Origin of the sequence: Cytobacillus firmus (assembly GCF_023657595.1) — a bacterium.
Taxonomy (GTDB): Bacteria; Bacillota; Bacilli; order Bacillales; family Cytobacillaceae; genus Cytobacillus; species Cytobacillus firmus_B.
Genome location: NZ_CP098323.1, coordinates 584,305 through 598,986, shown reverse-complemented (window position 1 = coordinate 598,986; position 14,682 = coordinate 584,305). Strand labels below are relative to the sequence as shown.

The 14,682-nt window shown below is 42.5% G+C and carries 15 protein-coding genes; 2 read left to right on the top strand and 13 right to left on the bottom strand.

All coding sequences use genetic code 11. The annotated features are described in order from the left end of the window. The first annotated feature begins 23 nt into the window (after positions 1-23). Both blaI and NAF01_RS03240 read left to right on the top strand, forming a co-directional pair. Positions 24-410, top strand: a complete 387-nt coding sequence (gene blaI / locus NAF01_RS03245) for a penicillinase repressor BlaI (protein ID WP_226619653.1) — start codon at positions 24-26, stop codon at positions 408-410. Positions 411-763: 353 nt separating this feature from the next. Next, positions 764-1,366 carry a trimeric intracellular cation channel family protein gene (locus NAF01_RS03240; protein WP_250801728.1) on the top strand — a complete coding sequence of 201 codons (603 nt, stop codon included), beginning with the start codon at positions 764-766 and terminating at the stop codon, positions 1,364-1,366. A 34-nt stretch (positions 1,367-1,400) separates the two neighbouring features. Here NAF01_RS03240 and NAF01_RS03235 read toward each other — a convergent pair whose 3' ends face one another. The 13 genes from NAF01_RS03235 to NAF01_RS03175 all read right to left on the bottom strand — a co-directional run bounded on the left by NAF01_RS03235 (position 1,401) and on the right by NAF01_RS03175 (position 14,557). Further along, positions 1,401-2,606 carry an amidohydrolase gene (locus NAF01_RS03235; RefSeq protein ID WP_197214141.1) on the bottom strand — a complete coding sequence of 402 codons (1,206 nt, stop codon included), beginning with the start codon at positions 2,604-2,606 and terminating at the stop codon, positions 1,401-1,403. 230 nt (positions 2,607-2,836) lie between these two features. Then, positions 2,837-3,937: a YkvI family membrane protein gene (locus NAF01_RS03230; protein ID WP_250801727.1), complete on the bottom strand. Its 1,101-nt coding sequence runs from the start codon at positions 3,935-3,937 to the stop codon at positions 2,837-2,839. Positions 3,938-4,136: 199 nt separating this feature from the next. Beyond that, positions 4,137-4,298: a hypothetical protein gene (locus NAF01_RS03225; protein WP_197214139.1), complete on the bottom strand. Its 162-nt coding sequence runs from the start codon at positions 4,296-4,298 to the stop codon at positions 4,137-4,139. A 220-nt stretch (positions 4,299-4,518) separates the two neighbouring features. Next, on the bottom strand, positions 4,519-5,079 hold the full coding sequence (locus NAF01_RS03220; protein WP_197214138.1) for a sugar O-acetyltransferase: 561 nt from the start codon (positions 5,077-5,079) through the stop codon (positions 4,519-4,521). Between the two features lie 75 nt (positions 5,080-5,154). Beyond that, positions 5,155-5,364: a hypothetical protein gene (locus NAF01_RS03215; protein WP_048009674.1), complete on the bottom strand. Its 210-nt coding sequence runs from the start codon at positions 5,362-5,364 to the stop codon at positions 5,155-5,157. Between the two features lie 126 nt (positions 5,365-5,490). Continuing rightward, a complete protein-coding gene (locus NAF01_RS03210; RefSeq protein ID WP_197214137.1) occupies positions 5,491-6,198 on the bottom strand; it encodes a DNA alkylation repair protein in 708 nt (235 codons plus the stop codon). Between the two features lie 56 nt (positions 6,199-6,254). After that, positions 6,255-6,950 carry a Type 1 glutamine amidotransferase-like domain-containing protein gene (locus NAF01_RS03205; RefSeq protein WP_048009676.1) on the bottom strand — a complete coding sequence of 232 codons (696 nt, stop codon included), beginning with the start codon at positions 6,948-6,950 and terminating at the stop codon, positions 6,255-6,257. 125 nt (positions 6,951-7,075) lie between these two features. Beyond that, entirely contained in the window at positions 7,076-7,738 is a 663-nt protein-coding gene (locus NAF01_RS03200; RefSeq protein ID WP_197214135.1) for an HAD family hydrolase, read from the bottom strand. 144 nt (positions 7,739-7,882) lie between these two features. Continuing rightward, entirely contained in the window at positions 7,883-9,127 is a 1,245-nt protein-coding gene (locus tag NAF01_RS03195; protein WP_250801726.1) for an MFS transporter, read from the bottom strand. Positions 9,128-9,505: 378 nt separating this feature from the next. Then, the gene (xylF, locus tag NAF01_RS03190; RefSeq protein WP_434964683.1) at positions 9,506-10,609 is read right to left on the bottom strand and encodes a D-xylose ABC transporter substrate-binding protein; all 1,104 of its coding nucleotides are present in this window, start codon (positions 10,607-10,609) and stop codon (positions 9,506-9,508) included. Continuing rightward, a complete protein-coding gene (locus tag NAF01_RS03185; protein ID WP_250801724.1) occupies positions 10,606-12,147 on the bottom strand; it encodes a response regulator in 1,542 nt (513 codons plus the stop codon). The genes xylF and NAF01_RS03185 overlap by 4 nt, the downstream gene beginning before the upstream one ends. Beyond that, the gene (locus tag NAF01_RS03180) at positions 12,144-13,583 is read right to left on the bottom strand and encodes a sensor histidine kinase (protein ID WP_250801723.1); all 1,440 of its coding nucleotides are present in this window, start codon (positions 13,581-13,583) and stop codon (positions 12,144-12,146) included. Before NAF01_RS03180 ends, NAF01_RS03185 begins: the two co-directional genes overlap by 4 nt. Beyond that, positions 13,580-14,557, bottom strand: coding sequence for a sugar ABC transporter substrate-binding protein (locus tag NAF01_RS03175; RefSeq protein ID WP_197248687.1), 978 nt, complete (start codon positions 14,555-14,557; stop codon positions 13,580-13,582). Before NAF01_RS03175 ends, NAF01_RS03180 begins: the two co-directional genes overlap by 4 nt. Positions 14,558-14,682: the final 125 nt, after the last annotated feature.

The window sequence follows — 14,682 nt, the reverse complement described above, 5'->3', positions numbered from 1 at the left end:
TATTAAATAAGGAGGGTGGTAATATGACTGATAGGATTCCCAGCATTTCAGAATCCGAGTGGGAAGTCATGACTGTTCTATGGCAGGACTCACCCAAAACCGCTAATGAAGTCATTCTATCCTTACAAGAGCGCACAGACTGGAAGCCCAAAACAATCCGTACTCTTCTGGATAGGCTTGTCCATAAAAGTGTAGTCGGCGTAAATAAAAACCAGAGAATCTATACCTTTTTCCCGCTCTATTCACAGGATGAATGCCAGCGGGCAGAAGCTCAATCCTTTATCAAGCGAATCTATGGCGGAACGGTCAAATCCATGCTAGTCCAATTCATCCAGGAAGACTCCCTGTCCGATGAGGAAATTAACGAACTGCGCACAATTTTGGCAAAGAAACAAAAGAAGGATCAATAACTTACATGCGAGACCTTCTACAATTGTGGGGGATTTTTGCATTAACTTCTTTGCCAAGCCCCCAAAAGCTGCGACTGACCCTCCTACATTTCCGCTTTAATACAATAGTGATACCAGTCTTGCAAGTTATAGCGCCAGGAGTTTATGTTCTGTCCCCTTTTTTCTAACTTTCACCTAGACATTTTAATTGACTGTCCTGGCCTCCGCTCTATACTCTGTATAGTATAAAAACATTTACTTGGGAATGACTGCTGCAGGAGAGTACGTATCTCACGTCACAGATGGGGCAGGCCTTATGAAATAGGTAAACCTCTCAGGTTCAAAGGCATAGATACTTGATTAGGGGGGATTGTATGGTTTGGGATGTATTGAACGTGATTGGAACCATTGCGTTTGCAATGAGCGGGGCAGTCGTTGCGCTGGAAGTAAAATACGACATTATGGGCGCCTATGTTTTGGGATTGATTACTGCATTTGGCGGCGGGGCTATCAGAAATCTTCTTACCGGCATTCCGATCATAGAATTATGGCAGCAAACCACTCTTTTTATCGTTGCCCTTATTACCATCAGCATCGTTATCCTATTGCCAGTCAGCACAGTTCAGCTTTTGACGAAATGGAGCATCTTTGATTCAATTGGCTTATCAGCGTTTGCTGTTCAGGGAGCTATGTATGCACAATCAATTGATTTACCCTTATTTGCTGTTATGTTCTCAGCTGCTATAACCGGTGCCGGCGGAGGAATGATCCGCGATGTGCTGGCTCAGCGAAAGCCCATTGTTTTACGTGATGAAGTATATCTTTTATGGGCCATCTTTGCCGGGTTTATCATAGGCCTTGATTGGTTATCCAAGTCTTATCATTTCTATATTCTTTTTACTATTACTTTAATGCTGCGGGGAATTTCGCATCATTACAGCTGGAGATTGCCTATTAAATCGATTCAAAAACAATAAGAAGCAGACTTCCTTTAAACATAAAAAGCTCACTTCAGCGTGAGCTTTTCGTTTCGTTAAACTTGAAATAATTGCAAACAACATATCCCACTGATTTTGCGGCAACTAGCAACGAACCTTCATCTATATCAAATTTAGGGTGATGATTGAAATAAGGTTCTTCTGTCCCCTTTGGCGTGCACCCAATATAAAAATAACAGCCAGGGACCTTCTCCAAATAATGCGCAAAATCGTCCGATGGTGCCATTTTAGGAAACTCTTTTACCTCCATAATGTCTTTATCCCCGGCTGATGCCAGCGTACCTGCAACAAACCTCGTCAATTCAGGATCATTATACAGCGGCGGGTAGTCGGGTTCATATGTCAGCTCACAGCTTACACCAAATAACTCCTCAAGTCCGTTTACAATGCGGTGAATTTCTCTATTCATCACATCTTTTGTTTCATCATTGGAATAGCGCACATCCCCCTCAATTTCGATATGATCCTTGATCACATTAAAACTCCCTTTACCGTCAAATGAACCGATTGTCACTACACCGGCATGAAACGGATCCACTCTGCGGCTCACAACTGTTTGGATAGCTGTTACAAAATAGGCTCCTGCAACAATAGCATCGTTGGCCTTATGCGGAGAAGAACCGTGTCCACCGCTTGCCTGCACTCTTAGTTTAAAATAGGCGCGGCCATTAAAGGAATATCCGCTGTGATAGCCAACAGTTCCAGCGGGGGCGATTGGCAAAACATGTATGCCAAAAATGGCATGGACATCATCCAGAAATCCTTCTTCAACGATGCTTTTGGCTCCGCCTGGAGGCTCTTCTTCCGCATGCTGATGGATTATTTTGACGGTGCCATGGATCTTATCTTTTAATTGGATCAAACAATCAGCCAAAACCATAAGGTATGCTGTATGTGCATCATGGCCGCAAGCATGCATGATCCCTTCCATTTTTGATTTAAACGGAACATCCAGCTCTTCTTTAATAGGAAGCGCATCAAAATCAGCCCGAAGTGCCACGGTTTTTCCCGGCTTTCCACCCTCAATAGTGACAACAATGCCATATCCATTCCCTGCATTTGTTATCAGATCAACATCTTTCCCTCTGTAAAAATCAGCGATATAGGCTGCCGTTTTTTCCTCTTTAAATGAAAGCTCAGGATTCTGATGTAAATAACGGCGTATTCCAATCATCTCTTCTTCTCGTTCTTCCAGCATTTTCATTAATTGATCAATCATGAATATCAGCTCCTATCCTACTTTGACCTCAAAAGAACCTGACTAAACACACAAGTTCTGAGACACTATTTATATCATTCCTATACAGCTGACATACTAAAACTGCCAGAACAAGAGGGCCGCCAGGAATTCAGATCGTGCACCAATGTCTTTAATATCAAATTAAAAGAAGGAGAGCACAGTGCACATCCATTGCTCTCCTTCTCCATTATTCTCTGATTTATTGGCATCTAGCTGTTCACTACTTTTTTAGGATATTCTTCTCCATCTCCGTCTCCTGCTTCTTCAATCCTTTTCAATCTAAGTGGAGCGTAAAATAAGACAGCAATTAGGACCAATCCAAGATAACCTATCAGCGGGTAGAAGTAGCTGACAAGATCAGTAAAACCTATGAAGCTTGCTGCAAATGCTACAATCATGGTTCCTGCGAATAACCTTTTAAAATGTGTGGTATCAACCTTGGAAAACCGGGCCACAAAAGAGAAAAACATGCTTATAGCTGTATTGAAGATCATGGCAAAGAGAACCGCCGACATGATCGTACCCAATGCAGGTGAAATATCATTAACAATGGCCAGCATTGGCATATCCATACTGCCTACACTTTCAATCTTAGAGAAAATAGCCAGATGGCTAAGCAGAATAAGAACACCTAGCCCAAAACCTCCAACTAATCCACCTAACGCGGCCGTTTTACGTTTATTTTCAGCTCCCCCCATCACGATTGCCATTGAAGCACCTACTGCCGTGTTAAAGGACACATAATTGATAGCAGAAATAAACCAGTTTGGCAGAGTTGTCGGAGTCTCCTTCGCCACACCATTCAAAGCGTGGAATGACCCATCAGCATTTATAAAACTATAGATAGATGTGATGATGACAAAAAGGATTAGAAATGGGGTAATCCCACCGATGATAGCAACAACACGGTCAACCTTTAACATTCCCGTTAAAAAAACAAGAATCGCCATAACACTAGTCCCAATTATGACAGGTAATCCAAATTGTTGATTTAAGTTTGACCCTGCACCTGCTATCATGACTACACCTACACCAAACAAAGTGAAAATTAGAATATAATCAATAATTAAACCTAGATATCGGCCGCTTATCTTATAAATCACAAGTTTATGTGAGGAAGTTTTCATGCTGCTCCCTAACCATACCAATATCATACCGACATAAGCAAATAAAGCGGTTGCAACAATAGCAGCAAAAATACCCATTATGCCAAAACTGGTAAAATACTGAAGAACTTCCTGCCCCGATGCAAATCCAGCACCAACAATTACACCAATAAAAGCGCTTCCAATTTTTAAAATGTCTTTCATACGGTTCCTCCCCCCAGTTGCCTAATATGTTTAGTATATCAATGTAAGAATAATAGATATTTGTGAAAATATAAAAAAATCTAATAATTTTATTGTTAAACTCTCCAAATCCCTTTCCATATTTATACTAAATCTTGAAGCAGCTTAGTAGAGACCTTCTAATAGGTAGCTGTCAGAATAAAAAGCGTTAACCAGATACCTATAACCTATCGCACTGAGGAGGCTTTTTTTCTCCCTCAGCAAAATCGCATCCATCTGCAACTGATTTTAGGCCATAGTCCGGGTTGCTAAACTCATTGAAATCTTCTTTTTGACCGCTGTCTTGCACCGTATTCTCAAGTTTTTCTTTATTATCCCTCATGACTTTCCTCCAGAGTTTTTATTTCACAGTTTTCTCTTTGAGGAGTAATGTTATTCGTTTCGTGCGAAATCCATGTGGCTTGTTTAAAAATCGGAAGATGGACTGGCCAGAGATATAGTTGAACAAAGACCAAAAATAGAGTCGGCTGCCCTGCGCTGAAACATAAGAAAAGCCAAATCCGCAATGGGAAATGACTTTTTTTATGGATGCTGGGAAGAATTCAAAGCTCAATCTGTTTAATTATTTTAGCTGGATTTCCGCCTACTACCACATTATCAGGCACATCTTTCGTAACAACTGCACCTGATGCGATCACCGCATTGTCCCCTATTGTTACACCTGGATTAATGACTGCACTTCCCCCGACCCACACATTGTTTCCAATCGTAATCGGCTTAGCATATTCTCTGCCTGAATTGCGTTCAGCGGGATGAAGCGGATGCGTTGCCGTATAGATATGTACACCGGGAGCAAGCATGCAATTATCTCCAAAACGCACTTCACAGACATCCAGGATGGTACAGTCAAAGTTCGCAAAAAAGTTTTCACCTACATGAGTATTATAGCCGTAATCAAATCTGATATTGGGCTCCATATATACGTTTTCTCCGGTAGACCCAAGTAGCTCCTTTAATAACTTTATTCGCTTTTCCCCTTCAGTCTCCAGAGTCTGATTGTACATTCTGACCTTTCGTCTTGCTTCCTCGCGTTCCTTTAATAATACCGGATCGGCAGGATCATACATTTCTCCGGCCAGCATTTTTTCTTTTTCTGTTTTCATTTTATGACCTGCTTTCAAATACATTTTCAAATACAGAACTGAAAAAAGGACAGTGTATCTGTCCCCGTGTCCCCTTTAGCGTGACGCTTTAGGCGGCTGGCAAACGTCACATTTGCGCTGGTGATTATTTTTAAATTTCGTAAATGTTTTTTCAAACTGGCTGCCGCATGCACATTGAAAAAGCAGCTTTTGAGAAAAACCATGATATTCCGTCGATAGCAGCTTACTATCCGAGTTTTTCTCAACGAAATCGTTAATTTTGCTGATGGTCCATCGTTTATTCATTACCTTACCCTCCATATTGAATCGCTGAGCGGACATCCGTTCCACTATTAGCGCATTTCATCATTCCTAAGTTCCTCATTATAACACAAAGGGACAGGTTCATTGTCTAACCCAGCCCCAATTGGTTTAGCATCTTACATATTTCCTTTTAAAGCCAATCTTTCCTCTATCTGCTTCCTTTTGGATATTTTCTGAGGCCTGCAGAATGGTACTTTTTTTCTTATCCCGTTTCATTTCGACCGGCCCAATGGCTTTTGCAATCTCAACCGCCTTTTCATGGAGCGGCAAATAAGAAACACCCACTGTATAGACAAAATTATTCATGGCGGATTTCGTACGCTCCGGAGAATTGTGGATGGTGTCTTTCACTTTATCAAGCATTTTGGCCAGCTTCTCTTCAGAAAATTCAGCGTCCGGACGATTTCCCAAAAGCCAGCAATAGCAGCTCCAGCCACCTGACATCCGCAGTTCTTCCCCGCTTTCGATCCATTTGTCGGCAACATCCTGTGCAATATCTGCTTCAGCTAATGTAACGGCCACTACATAATCGGACAGCATGTAAAAATAAGCAGCATCCATCCAGCGGTCAAAATCCGCTTCGGTCATGGCCTCAGGATCTGCAATGACGCCTGCAAAGTACATGGCATCGTAGTTCCCTGTGGCGTATAACTCCTCCGCCAAAGGCTGATTTCTTTTAATTTTTTTAGCTATCGGTTTCATTGCACCTGTTGCAGCACCAAAAAGCGGCTCATGTGCTCCGTTAGATATGTACATTTTCTTGGTCCGTTCCTTGCCGAGAGCCTCAAGCTCCTGCATAACCGTCTGTAAATCCATCTTTTTAAGCACTTCCTTCTATTTAAATAAAGTTAACAGCAAAAGACTGATTCGCTTCAAGAACCCAAATATTCGGTTTTCAGTTCAATCTCTTTAACTTCTTTATCGAAATAGACCTTATAGGCCATGGCATCCGGTCTAGAGCTTACGATTCGGCTGACCTCCTCCTCAATGAAGTGGATAGCCACTCCATCATCCGCTGCAATTCCAGGCTTTATTTTATCAGAAGCCAAAAGCTGGTGATAGGCAGGCCTTCTTTCCGCTTCTCCGTCGTAATGAGGGCAATTGCTTCCTTTCAAAAAGCCGAGGCATGTTAATGGCTCCAGTTTATCTCCATAAGAATCCGTAACCCCTTCTTCAAACCAGCAAATGGAGCCCGCACTGATGCCGGCTAATATGATCCCTTGGTCCCATGCCTTTCGTAAAATCTTATCTAATCCCCATTCTTTCCATAAAGCCAATAAATTCTTCGTATTTCCGCCCCCAACATAAATGATATCTTTATCCAGTATAAACCCCTCTATATCTCTTGCTGGCGGTTTAAATAATGATAAATGAGAGGGCTGGCACTTCTGTTTTTCAAAAAAGTCATAAAACCATTTAATGCAAACCTCGGAATCCCCTGTTGCAGTAGGCACATAGCAGACTTTAGGATTTTCTTTACCTGACTGACGTAAAATGTATTCATCTAACAATGGATTCTCCGGCTCCATGGAGAACCCGCCTCCTCCTAATGCGATAATTTGCCTCATAACTTATTCCCCCTCAAAGAAATGCTAAATATAAATATTCTCCTTTAATTCCAGCTGTTCCTTGCTACTCATTCTAAAAGTGATTCTGCATAACAAAACGCTTAGGATTTAGCCCAAGCGTTTTGTTATTTAAAAATAAATTTATTAAATTCCTCTACTGTTTCAAAATAATACTTTGAATCTAACTTCATTTGTTCCTTGATTTCAGGGATAATGTGAGACCATCCGGCAGCCGCAAAATCCACATTGCAGCTTCTGGCCATATCCAATCCGGGCTTCAGGTCATCGAGCATTAATGCATCAGTCTCTTGAAGTTCATAGCGCCTTAATATTTCTTTAATTGGATATGGATGCGGTTTTCTTTGATTCTCAGGAAGATCCCAGCCAAAGATGGCATCTGGCACAAATCCACAATGAATGGAATAATCTCTTTCAATTCTGCTTGTCTCAGAATGAGAAACAACCGTCACAATTCCACCTTGCTTTTTAAACTCTTGAACTGTCTCAGCAAACAGCTCATAGAAGTCAGGTACAGTTGACTCGGTATATTTTTTCCATACCATCTGCTGGTGATTTTGTTCCTCATCTGTAAATTTAATAATATCCTTACATAATGCAGTAAATCCCGGATGATAACAATATCTGACGAAATCTTCAAAAGATATAGGTTTATCATTTGGCCGCAAGTCTTTAAGAGCCTCTGCAAATGATGGAAAGTGTATACCAGGTGTGCTTTTTACCCCTGTATCATCATGATCTAAGATTAAACATTTATATTTTAAACCCATAACTGCCTCCTGCTAACCTCTACATTAAAACATAAATAAAATCCAGCATTCATTTATAATTATATTAGCAAAAAGCCCAATTCATTGCGAATTGAGCTTTTTATTTTGACTGTTGTTTGTTTCTCTTAATTTAATCAGAAGGGTTTACGATTCACTCAGCTCAGGCTTCCCGGCTTCCAGAAGCACCTGATCCCGTCCTAAAATGACAGCTAACAGGATAATGAATGCCCCTGTTCCCACAAGAAGCCATTCGATGGCAATGACATCTGCAATCGGGCCAAATATCAGCATGCCAATCGGCATCATGGAGGTGGAGATCATCCCTATGACACCAAACACTCTGCCTAAATAATCCTCTTCAATTTTTTCCTGAAGCAATACAGTTACCGGTGTATTGAAAATTGGCATGGCAATCCCGAAAAACGCCATGAACAATAAATAAATCCAGAAAACCGGCACGATGCCGAGTGCCAGGGTGCAGATCCCCATGATGAGACTGGCAAGGGTCATGGTTGTAATTTTATTTGGATATCCACCCCAGGAAGCAATAATTCCGCCTCCAGCCATCATTCCGACTGAAAAAGCAATTTCAATGGCAGTCAGCTCCCACACATCTCCCCCAAAGGTACGGGTAACCTGCAGCGGCGTCAGAAAGGCCGCAGGCGCCATTAGCACGATGAATACGGCAAAGAATAAGAAAAACTTCTTCAGGAAAGGATTACTGTTCACATATTGCAGCCCTTGTTTAAAGTCGCTGAAGTAACTCGCTGTCTGTTCCGCTGCTGCTTTTTTGTGCACAGCAATTTTAACAAACGTCATCAGTGTAACAATGGCAATCGCCGCTGTGATGACATCGATGAAGAAGATGACCTCAAGCGATGCCATAGCGATTAAAGCGGCACTGACCATCGGTGAAACAAACATAATGACAGCCTGTATGCTCCCATTTACTCCATTCACCTTTGTCAGCTTCTCCTTCGGAACAATCTGAGGCAGAATCGCCCCGACAGCAGGAGTCTGGATTCCTGTTCCAAGGGCACGAATTCCTGCCATGACAAACAGCAGCCAGATGGACTCATACCCCATTAAGAAGAGGATGGCGAGTATCAGTGTTGAAAAGGCAATGAGGCCATCTGCTAAAATAATCAGCATTTTCCGGTTGTACCGGTCTGCCCAAACACCCGCAACCGGTGATAAGAAGAAGGTCGGAATGAACCCGCAAATAATGTAGAGAGTCATCATCAAACCGGATTCTGTCGTTAACGTAATATGCCACATAATGGCATATTGAACGAGGGACGATCCAAAAAGGGAGATCGTCTGGCTGCTTAAAAAGAGAATAATATTCTTCAGCCAATTTTCCTGCAGATTAGAATTTAAGGTACTCATATATTAATCACTCATTTCTATATTTAATAAAAACAAGCTTTGCCTATATTCAGCTGAATCCATCCGATCTCTATATTCTATTTCCGAAGACAGCAAAAAAGAGGAGAAATTCATCCCCTCTTTAAAAAATACCGTTAAATATAGGTTTCCTTAAATAGACAGACCAATCCCTATGCTCTGAACATAGGCAGAGCCTTCAAACGTATTCAATTAACGATTGAAAAGCGGGCTTCTTAGTCTCATTGATGCTGTCAACAGGAAAACCTCCATTTCATTATAATTACATTTATCATACCAGCAGAGAACCGTTCACGCAATAGGGACTCAGGGACAGGTTCCAAGTCCCAGTCGGGGGCGTGGGTGTCTGTCCCCGAGTCCCTACTTATAAACTTCATCTCTGGAATGAAACCCATCTGCAATAATGGTGCTATCCATGTTGTGTTTATCAACAGCGATAGGCGAAAGAAGGACTGAAGGCACTTCAATTTTGCCATTATTAATTTTTCGGGTTGTTTCTACCTGTTCACCCTTTGCTATTCTGACCGCAAGTTCAGCAGCTTCTTTGGTCAGTGTGCCGATAGGTTTGTATACTGTCATCGTCTGCGTGCCTCTGATGATCCGCTGGGCAGCGGCAAGCTCGGCATCCTGCCCGGCTACAGGGATTTTTCCTGCCAGCCCTTGCACCGCCAATGCCTGGATGGCACCGCCTGCAGTTGCATCGTTTGCCGCGATCACGGCATCAATTTGATTTTGATTGGCTTTAAGAGCCTCTTCCATATTCACAAATGCATTCGCCGGTGTCCAATCTCTGGACCACTGATCATAAACAATCTGAATATCTCCTTTATCAATTAAAGGCTGAAGCACGTTAAAGACTCCTCGTTTGAATAAATGTGCGTTATGGTCAGTGATTGCTCCGCCAATATACACATACTTCCCATTAGGTACCAGTTTGGTGATGGCCTTTGCCTGCAGCTCACCAACCTTTTCATTATCAAAGGATATGTATAAGTCGATATCAGCATTTTTCACAAGCCGGTCATATGAGATGACCTTAATGCCTGCCTCATGTGCTTTTTTGACGATCGAAGCGGTGGCTTCAGCATTATGGGGAACGACAACCAGCAGGTCCACCCTTTGTTTTATTAATGTTTCTGCCTGTGATATTTGAACCGCATCATTCCCATTCGCAGCCATGATCTCCACTTCCGCTCCAAGCTCTTCTATAGCCTCTTTGAACAGATCTCGATCCTTCAGCCAGCGTTCTTCCAATAAAGTATCCATTGAAAAGCCGATTTTAATGGGTTTCTTCCCATCCTCTCCTCCTTGCACTTTGCCTGCCGCAGGTATTGCTTTCCCGGGATTTTTTTCGATTGCTGTATCCATTTGGCAGGCTGACAGGAGGCAAACCAGAAACAGTGCAGCCAGAGTCAGCTTCCTTTGAATCCTATCCATCTGTCTTGCCCCTTTTCCTTCCATCAGTCTTTTTTGCCCAGAAGGGTTTTGCGGAATTCCGTCGGTGAGCGGCCGCACATCTTTTTGAAAACCTTGCTGAAATAGTTCGGTTCATGATAGCCCACCTCAAAGGTAATTTCCTTCAGACTTTTCCCGTGATCTGCCATCAGCTTCTTTGCTCTTTCAATACGGCATTCAGTCAGGAAGTCAATATAGTTAACCCCTAGCTTCTCCTTGAACATTTTACTGATATAAATCGGGCTTAACCCCACTTTCCTTCCCAATGCTTCAAGAGAAATATCTTCATGGGAATGTTCGGTTATATATTGTTTCAGCTGATGGACAGTATCCGCTTCCAGCCTGTCGTAATGCTCCATATACGATTTCCTCATCTGTCCTAACAATTCATCCGTTTCAGAGCGAAGCTGCCGGAAATCCTGCGTTTGATAGGCAAAAAATGGTGCGGGAGCTTCAACCCCAATCTCACTCATTACGCGTGAAGCAATCCAAAGCATTTGCAGCACCCGCTGCTGCGCTTGAATCACCCCTGCTCTTTCCGTTTCACAACGCTGAATCATCTCCATTACACGCAAGCTGATTTGCTGCCATTTTCCAAGTCTGACTTGATCGAAAAACTGTTTTTCCCGTTCTTTGGTCAGCTGCAGATCCTCCCCTGCACTAAGTACTGGCACGTCGGAATAAAAACGGTATTTAACAGGAAGAGTTGAATCCAAAGTGGCAATAAGAGATTCCTGATAGGATTGACGGATGGATTGCAGGGAACCGCAAGCATTCCCGATCCCGACGAACCAGCCTTCTGATGACCCTTTTTTTGCAAGAGAAAGAATTTCGCCGGCCATGGATATAGCCTGCGAACGGAATGAATGCTGCTTTTCCCGAAAAACAATGATGGGAAGCTGACGGCCATATAGTGCACCTACCCATGCACTGCCTGCTTGTCTGACCTTCTCTTTGACTGCGGTATAGAGGTGTCCCTGTCCATCGGGAAGCAGGATGCTCATGACAAACTGTTCATCTGTTGAGCGAAGATCGAGCATTTCAACCAGCATATCCAGATGAACTTCATGGACATGATCGAACAGCAGCTGTGTCACGACATCTGTCTCAATGACCGGAAGAGCCCTTTGCAGCGCATCCTGCTGGAGCTTTGTCATTTCACGGAACCTCCGCTCTTCCTCAATCTGTTCAAGCACCCTCCCAATTGTTGCTTCAATTTCCGTGATCTTGCTTGGCTTCAGTAAATAATCCTTTACCCCAAGCTTTATCGCCTGGCGTGCATAATCGAATGTATCGAAAGCTGTAATCATGATAAATTTAATATGCGGAATCTCTTCACTGATTTGCTTTATAGCTTCCAGGCCATTCATCCCTGGCATTTGGATGTCCATCAGGATTAATTCAGGCATAAACTCTTTAGCCAGCTGAACGGCCATCTTTCCATTTTTCGCCTGGATGATTTCAACACCAGGAAAGGCTGTCTGCAGAATCATTTCCAGTCCTTCCCGCTCAATTTGTTCATCATCCGCGATCAGAAGTTTTGTCATGCAGCCCCCCTCCTATCTTTCGGTATTTTCATCACTACTTTTGTGCCTGCAGCACTGCTCTCAATGCTCATGACATCGTCACTGCCGTAAAAAAGGCGCAAACGCCTGACTACATTGGTAAACCCGATGCCTGTTGAATTTCCATCTTTCTGAATGAACTGCCCTTGAAGAATCTGTTTAATTTTAAATTCCTCAATTCCTGGACCATCGTCTTCCACTTCTATAATTACACAGTCATTTCCGTCCTGAATGCGAAACCAGATTTTCCCGCCATCTTCCCTGGGCTCGACTGCATAATTAACGGCATTCTCGATGATTGGCTGCAGCGTGAGACCCGGAATGTCCACATTCAGACACGTTTCATCTATAGACATTTTCAAATGCAGACGATCTGTAAATCTGGCTTTTTGAATATCCATGTACTTCTGCAGGACCATCACTTCTTCACCAAGTGTCACGGGCCTATCAAGCCTTTTTAAGTTATAGCGCAGCAGGCCGGCAACACTTACAAGCAAGTCACTTGTTTCAAGAGAACCTTCCAGATAGGCTTTCTTGGAAAGGGTATTTAATGTGTTAAATAAAAAATGAGGGTTAATTTGGCTTTGCAGGTTCAAGAGCTGGCTTTCCTTCAGCAGCAACTTGCTTTCCTGCAGCTCATGCTCCAGCTGTGCCTTATGCTGGATTTCTGAAATCAGATTATTGATATTAACCCGCATCCGGTCAAAAGTCTGCGCAAGGAAAGCAATTTCATCATTCGAATCAACCTTTATCGGCAAATGAAATCTTCCCCTTGATAAATCATTGGCTGCCTTGGTCAGCTTCTGTACAGGCTTCGTGATGCTCAAGGAAAAGCCATAGGTCAAGAACATTAAAAGGCATGTGATCATCAGCATGAGCCAAATCCCCAGTTTTTTCATTTCTTCGGATTGTTCAATGATCCCCCGGTAAAACCGTTCATATGTATTCAGTTCACTATCGACCAGTGTCAGCGTCATCTCAGATATATACATGGAGATGCGCGTTGCTTCCGAAAATTCCTTGGCCGAGTCCTCTGTCTCCTTTTCTTTAAAGAAAAGAAGGGAGCGGTCCGTCGTCTCAACCAGGCTATCAATTAGATTCATATAATTTGTCAGTGCAAAATCATTTTCTGAATTTCGCAGATATGAAACTTCACTTCTCACCTTTATCATTTTTTCCTTGCTAGTGTTCAATTTGTCCAAATTCTCCGGAATGGGGGTGATAAAATAGTTATTCAAGTCTGCAATCATCTGCTGGCTTGTCCTTGTAACCTCATTCATCCGAAGGTACCGCTGAAGAATATCGTTATATTGATTCTGAGTTTTCTGATTATAATAAGTAAGTGTGATCCAAATGGCTGCCATGATCAAAAGAATTACAGTCGTAAGTGTCCAGATTTTCTTATGTATTTTGTTCATTTCTTTTCCAGCGCCTTTAATATCCTGATATCGGTCAGGTAGCCATCAGATTTCAGCGGCACTTCTTCATCCCTGAGCCATTTTAAAATCAGCTCTGCACTGAGGCTTCCCATTTTCTCAGGGGATTGTTCAATGATTCCATCAAGTTTTCCCTGAGTAAGCAAAGAAATTGAATCCGGACCATCGTCAAAAGAATAGATATAATAAGGTTCAACCAATGATCGCCTGCCAATTTCATGAATCATCGCTCCGGCTATATTGGCCTTAATAGCTACAAAACTATCAGTATCCGGGTTTTGATTCAGCATGTTCTGAGTGGCAGCAATAATTTCCTCCCTAACATCAGTCGTTTCCGCATAGACTGTCTGGATATTTGGATAATCCTTCAGTACTTCATGGATCCCATCGAGGCGCTGCTGCTGATAATACTCTTTATGCTTGTCGCCCATAAGGATGACTTTTCCCTCATGGCCCATATCGTCAAGAAGCTGTTCTGCAATTAACTGCCCGGCCAGATATTGATCAGAGCCGACGTACGTTTTTCTCAAACTTTCAGATTTGGGCACGTCATTGGCCACTGTAATAATCGGAATTCCATAAAAAGCTGCTTTTATCTTTGCTAAATCTTTGAATTCCTGAGTGTCCAGACCCTGAACAATGATGCCGTCCACTTTTGATTGAATGGCTATCTCCAGCTTTTTTAAAAATTCCTCTTGATTCTTTCCATAGCTTCCCCAGACTTCCAGACTTGCCCCATCCTTCCGTGCTTGTTCCCGTGCAGCAATACCTGCCTTATCCCAAAAAGGGGTCTCTAATTCCTGCGTTATCAGAACCAGCCGGTATTTCACTTCCTGTCCATCTGATGCTGCCGGAAGATCCCGTTCGGATGTAAACGCTTTCTTGTAAAGCGTGAATGTGAAATAACCAAGGACGATACATGTTAGACAAAATATAAAAATACCCGTTTTACGCAAGGCTGTATCTCCGTTTCTAAGTATGAATAGTTAAATAATTTTAATTCTATCACCTTTTTAAGGCTGATAGAAGAGTTAGAAAGTGAGAGGATTGTTTGGTGTTAACAAGAGGATAATCAGTGCTT

Coding starts and splice junctions, on each gene's coding strand:
- blaI (WP_226619653.1), top strand. CDS start 24: ATGACTGATAGGATTCCCAGCATTTCAGAATCCGAGTGGGAAGTCATG.
- NAF01_RS03240 (WP_250801728.1), top strand. CDS start 764: ATGGTTTGGGATGTATTGAACGTGATTGGAACCATTGCGTTTGCAATG.
- NAF01_RS03235 (WP_197214141.1), bottom strand. CDS start 2,606: ATGATTGATCAATTAATGAAAATGCTGGAAGAACGAGAAGAAGAGATG.
- NAF01_RS03230 (WP_250801727.1), bottom strand. CDS start 3,937: ATGAAAGACATTTTAAAAATTGGAAGCGCTTTTATTGGTGTAATTGTT.
- NAF01_RS03225 (WP_197214139.1), bottom strand. CDS start 4,298: ATGAGGGATAATAAAGAAAAACTTGAGAATACGGTGCAAGACAGCGGT.
- NAF01_RS03220 (WP_197214138.1), bottom strand. CDS start 5,079: ATGAAAACAGAAAAAGAAAAAATGCTGGCCGGAGAAATGTATGATCCT.
- NAF01_RS03215 (WP_048009674.1), bottom strand. CDS start 5,364: ATGAATAAACGATGGACCATCAGCAAAATTAACGATTTCGTTGAGAAA.
- NAF01_RS03210 (WP_197214137.1), bottom strand. CDS start 6,198: ATGGATTTACAGACGGTTATGCAGGAGCTTGAGGCTCTCGGCAAGGAA.
- NAF01_RS03205 (WP_048009676.1), bottom strand. CDS start 6,950: ATGAGGCAAATTATCGCATTAGGAGGAGGCGGGTTCTCCATGGAGCCG.
- NAF01_RS03200 (WP_197214135.1), bottom strand. CDS start 7,738: ATGGGTTTAAAATATAAATGTTTAATCTTAGATCATGATGATACAGGG.
- NAF01_RS03195 (WP_250801726.1), bottom strand. CDS start 9,127: ATGAGTACCTTAAATTCTAATCTGCAGGAAAATTGGCTGAAGAATATT.
- NAF01_RS03185 (WP_250801724.1), bottom strand. CDS start 12,147: ATGACAAAACTTCTGATCGCGGATGATGAACAAATTGAGCGGGAAGGA.
- NAF01_RS03180 (WP_250801723.1), bottom strand. CDS start 13,583: ATGAACAAAATACATAAGAAAATCTGGACACTTACGACTGTAATTCTT.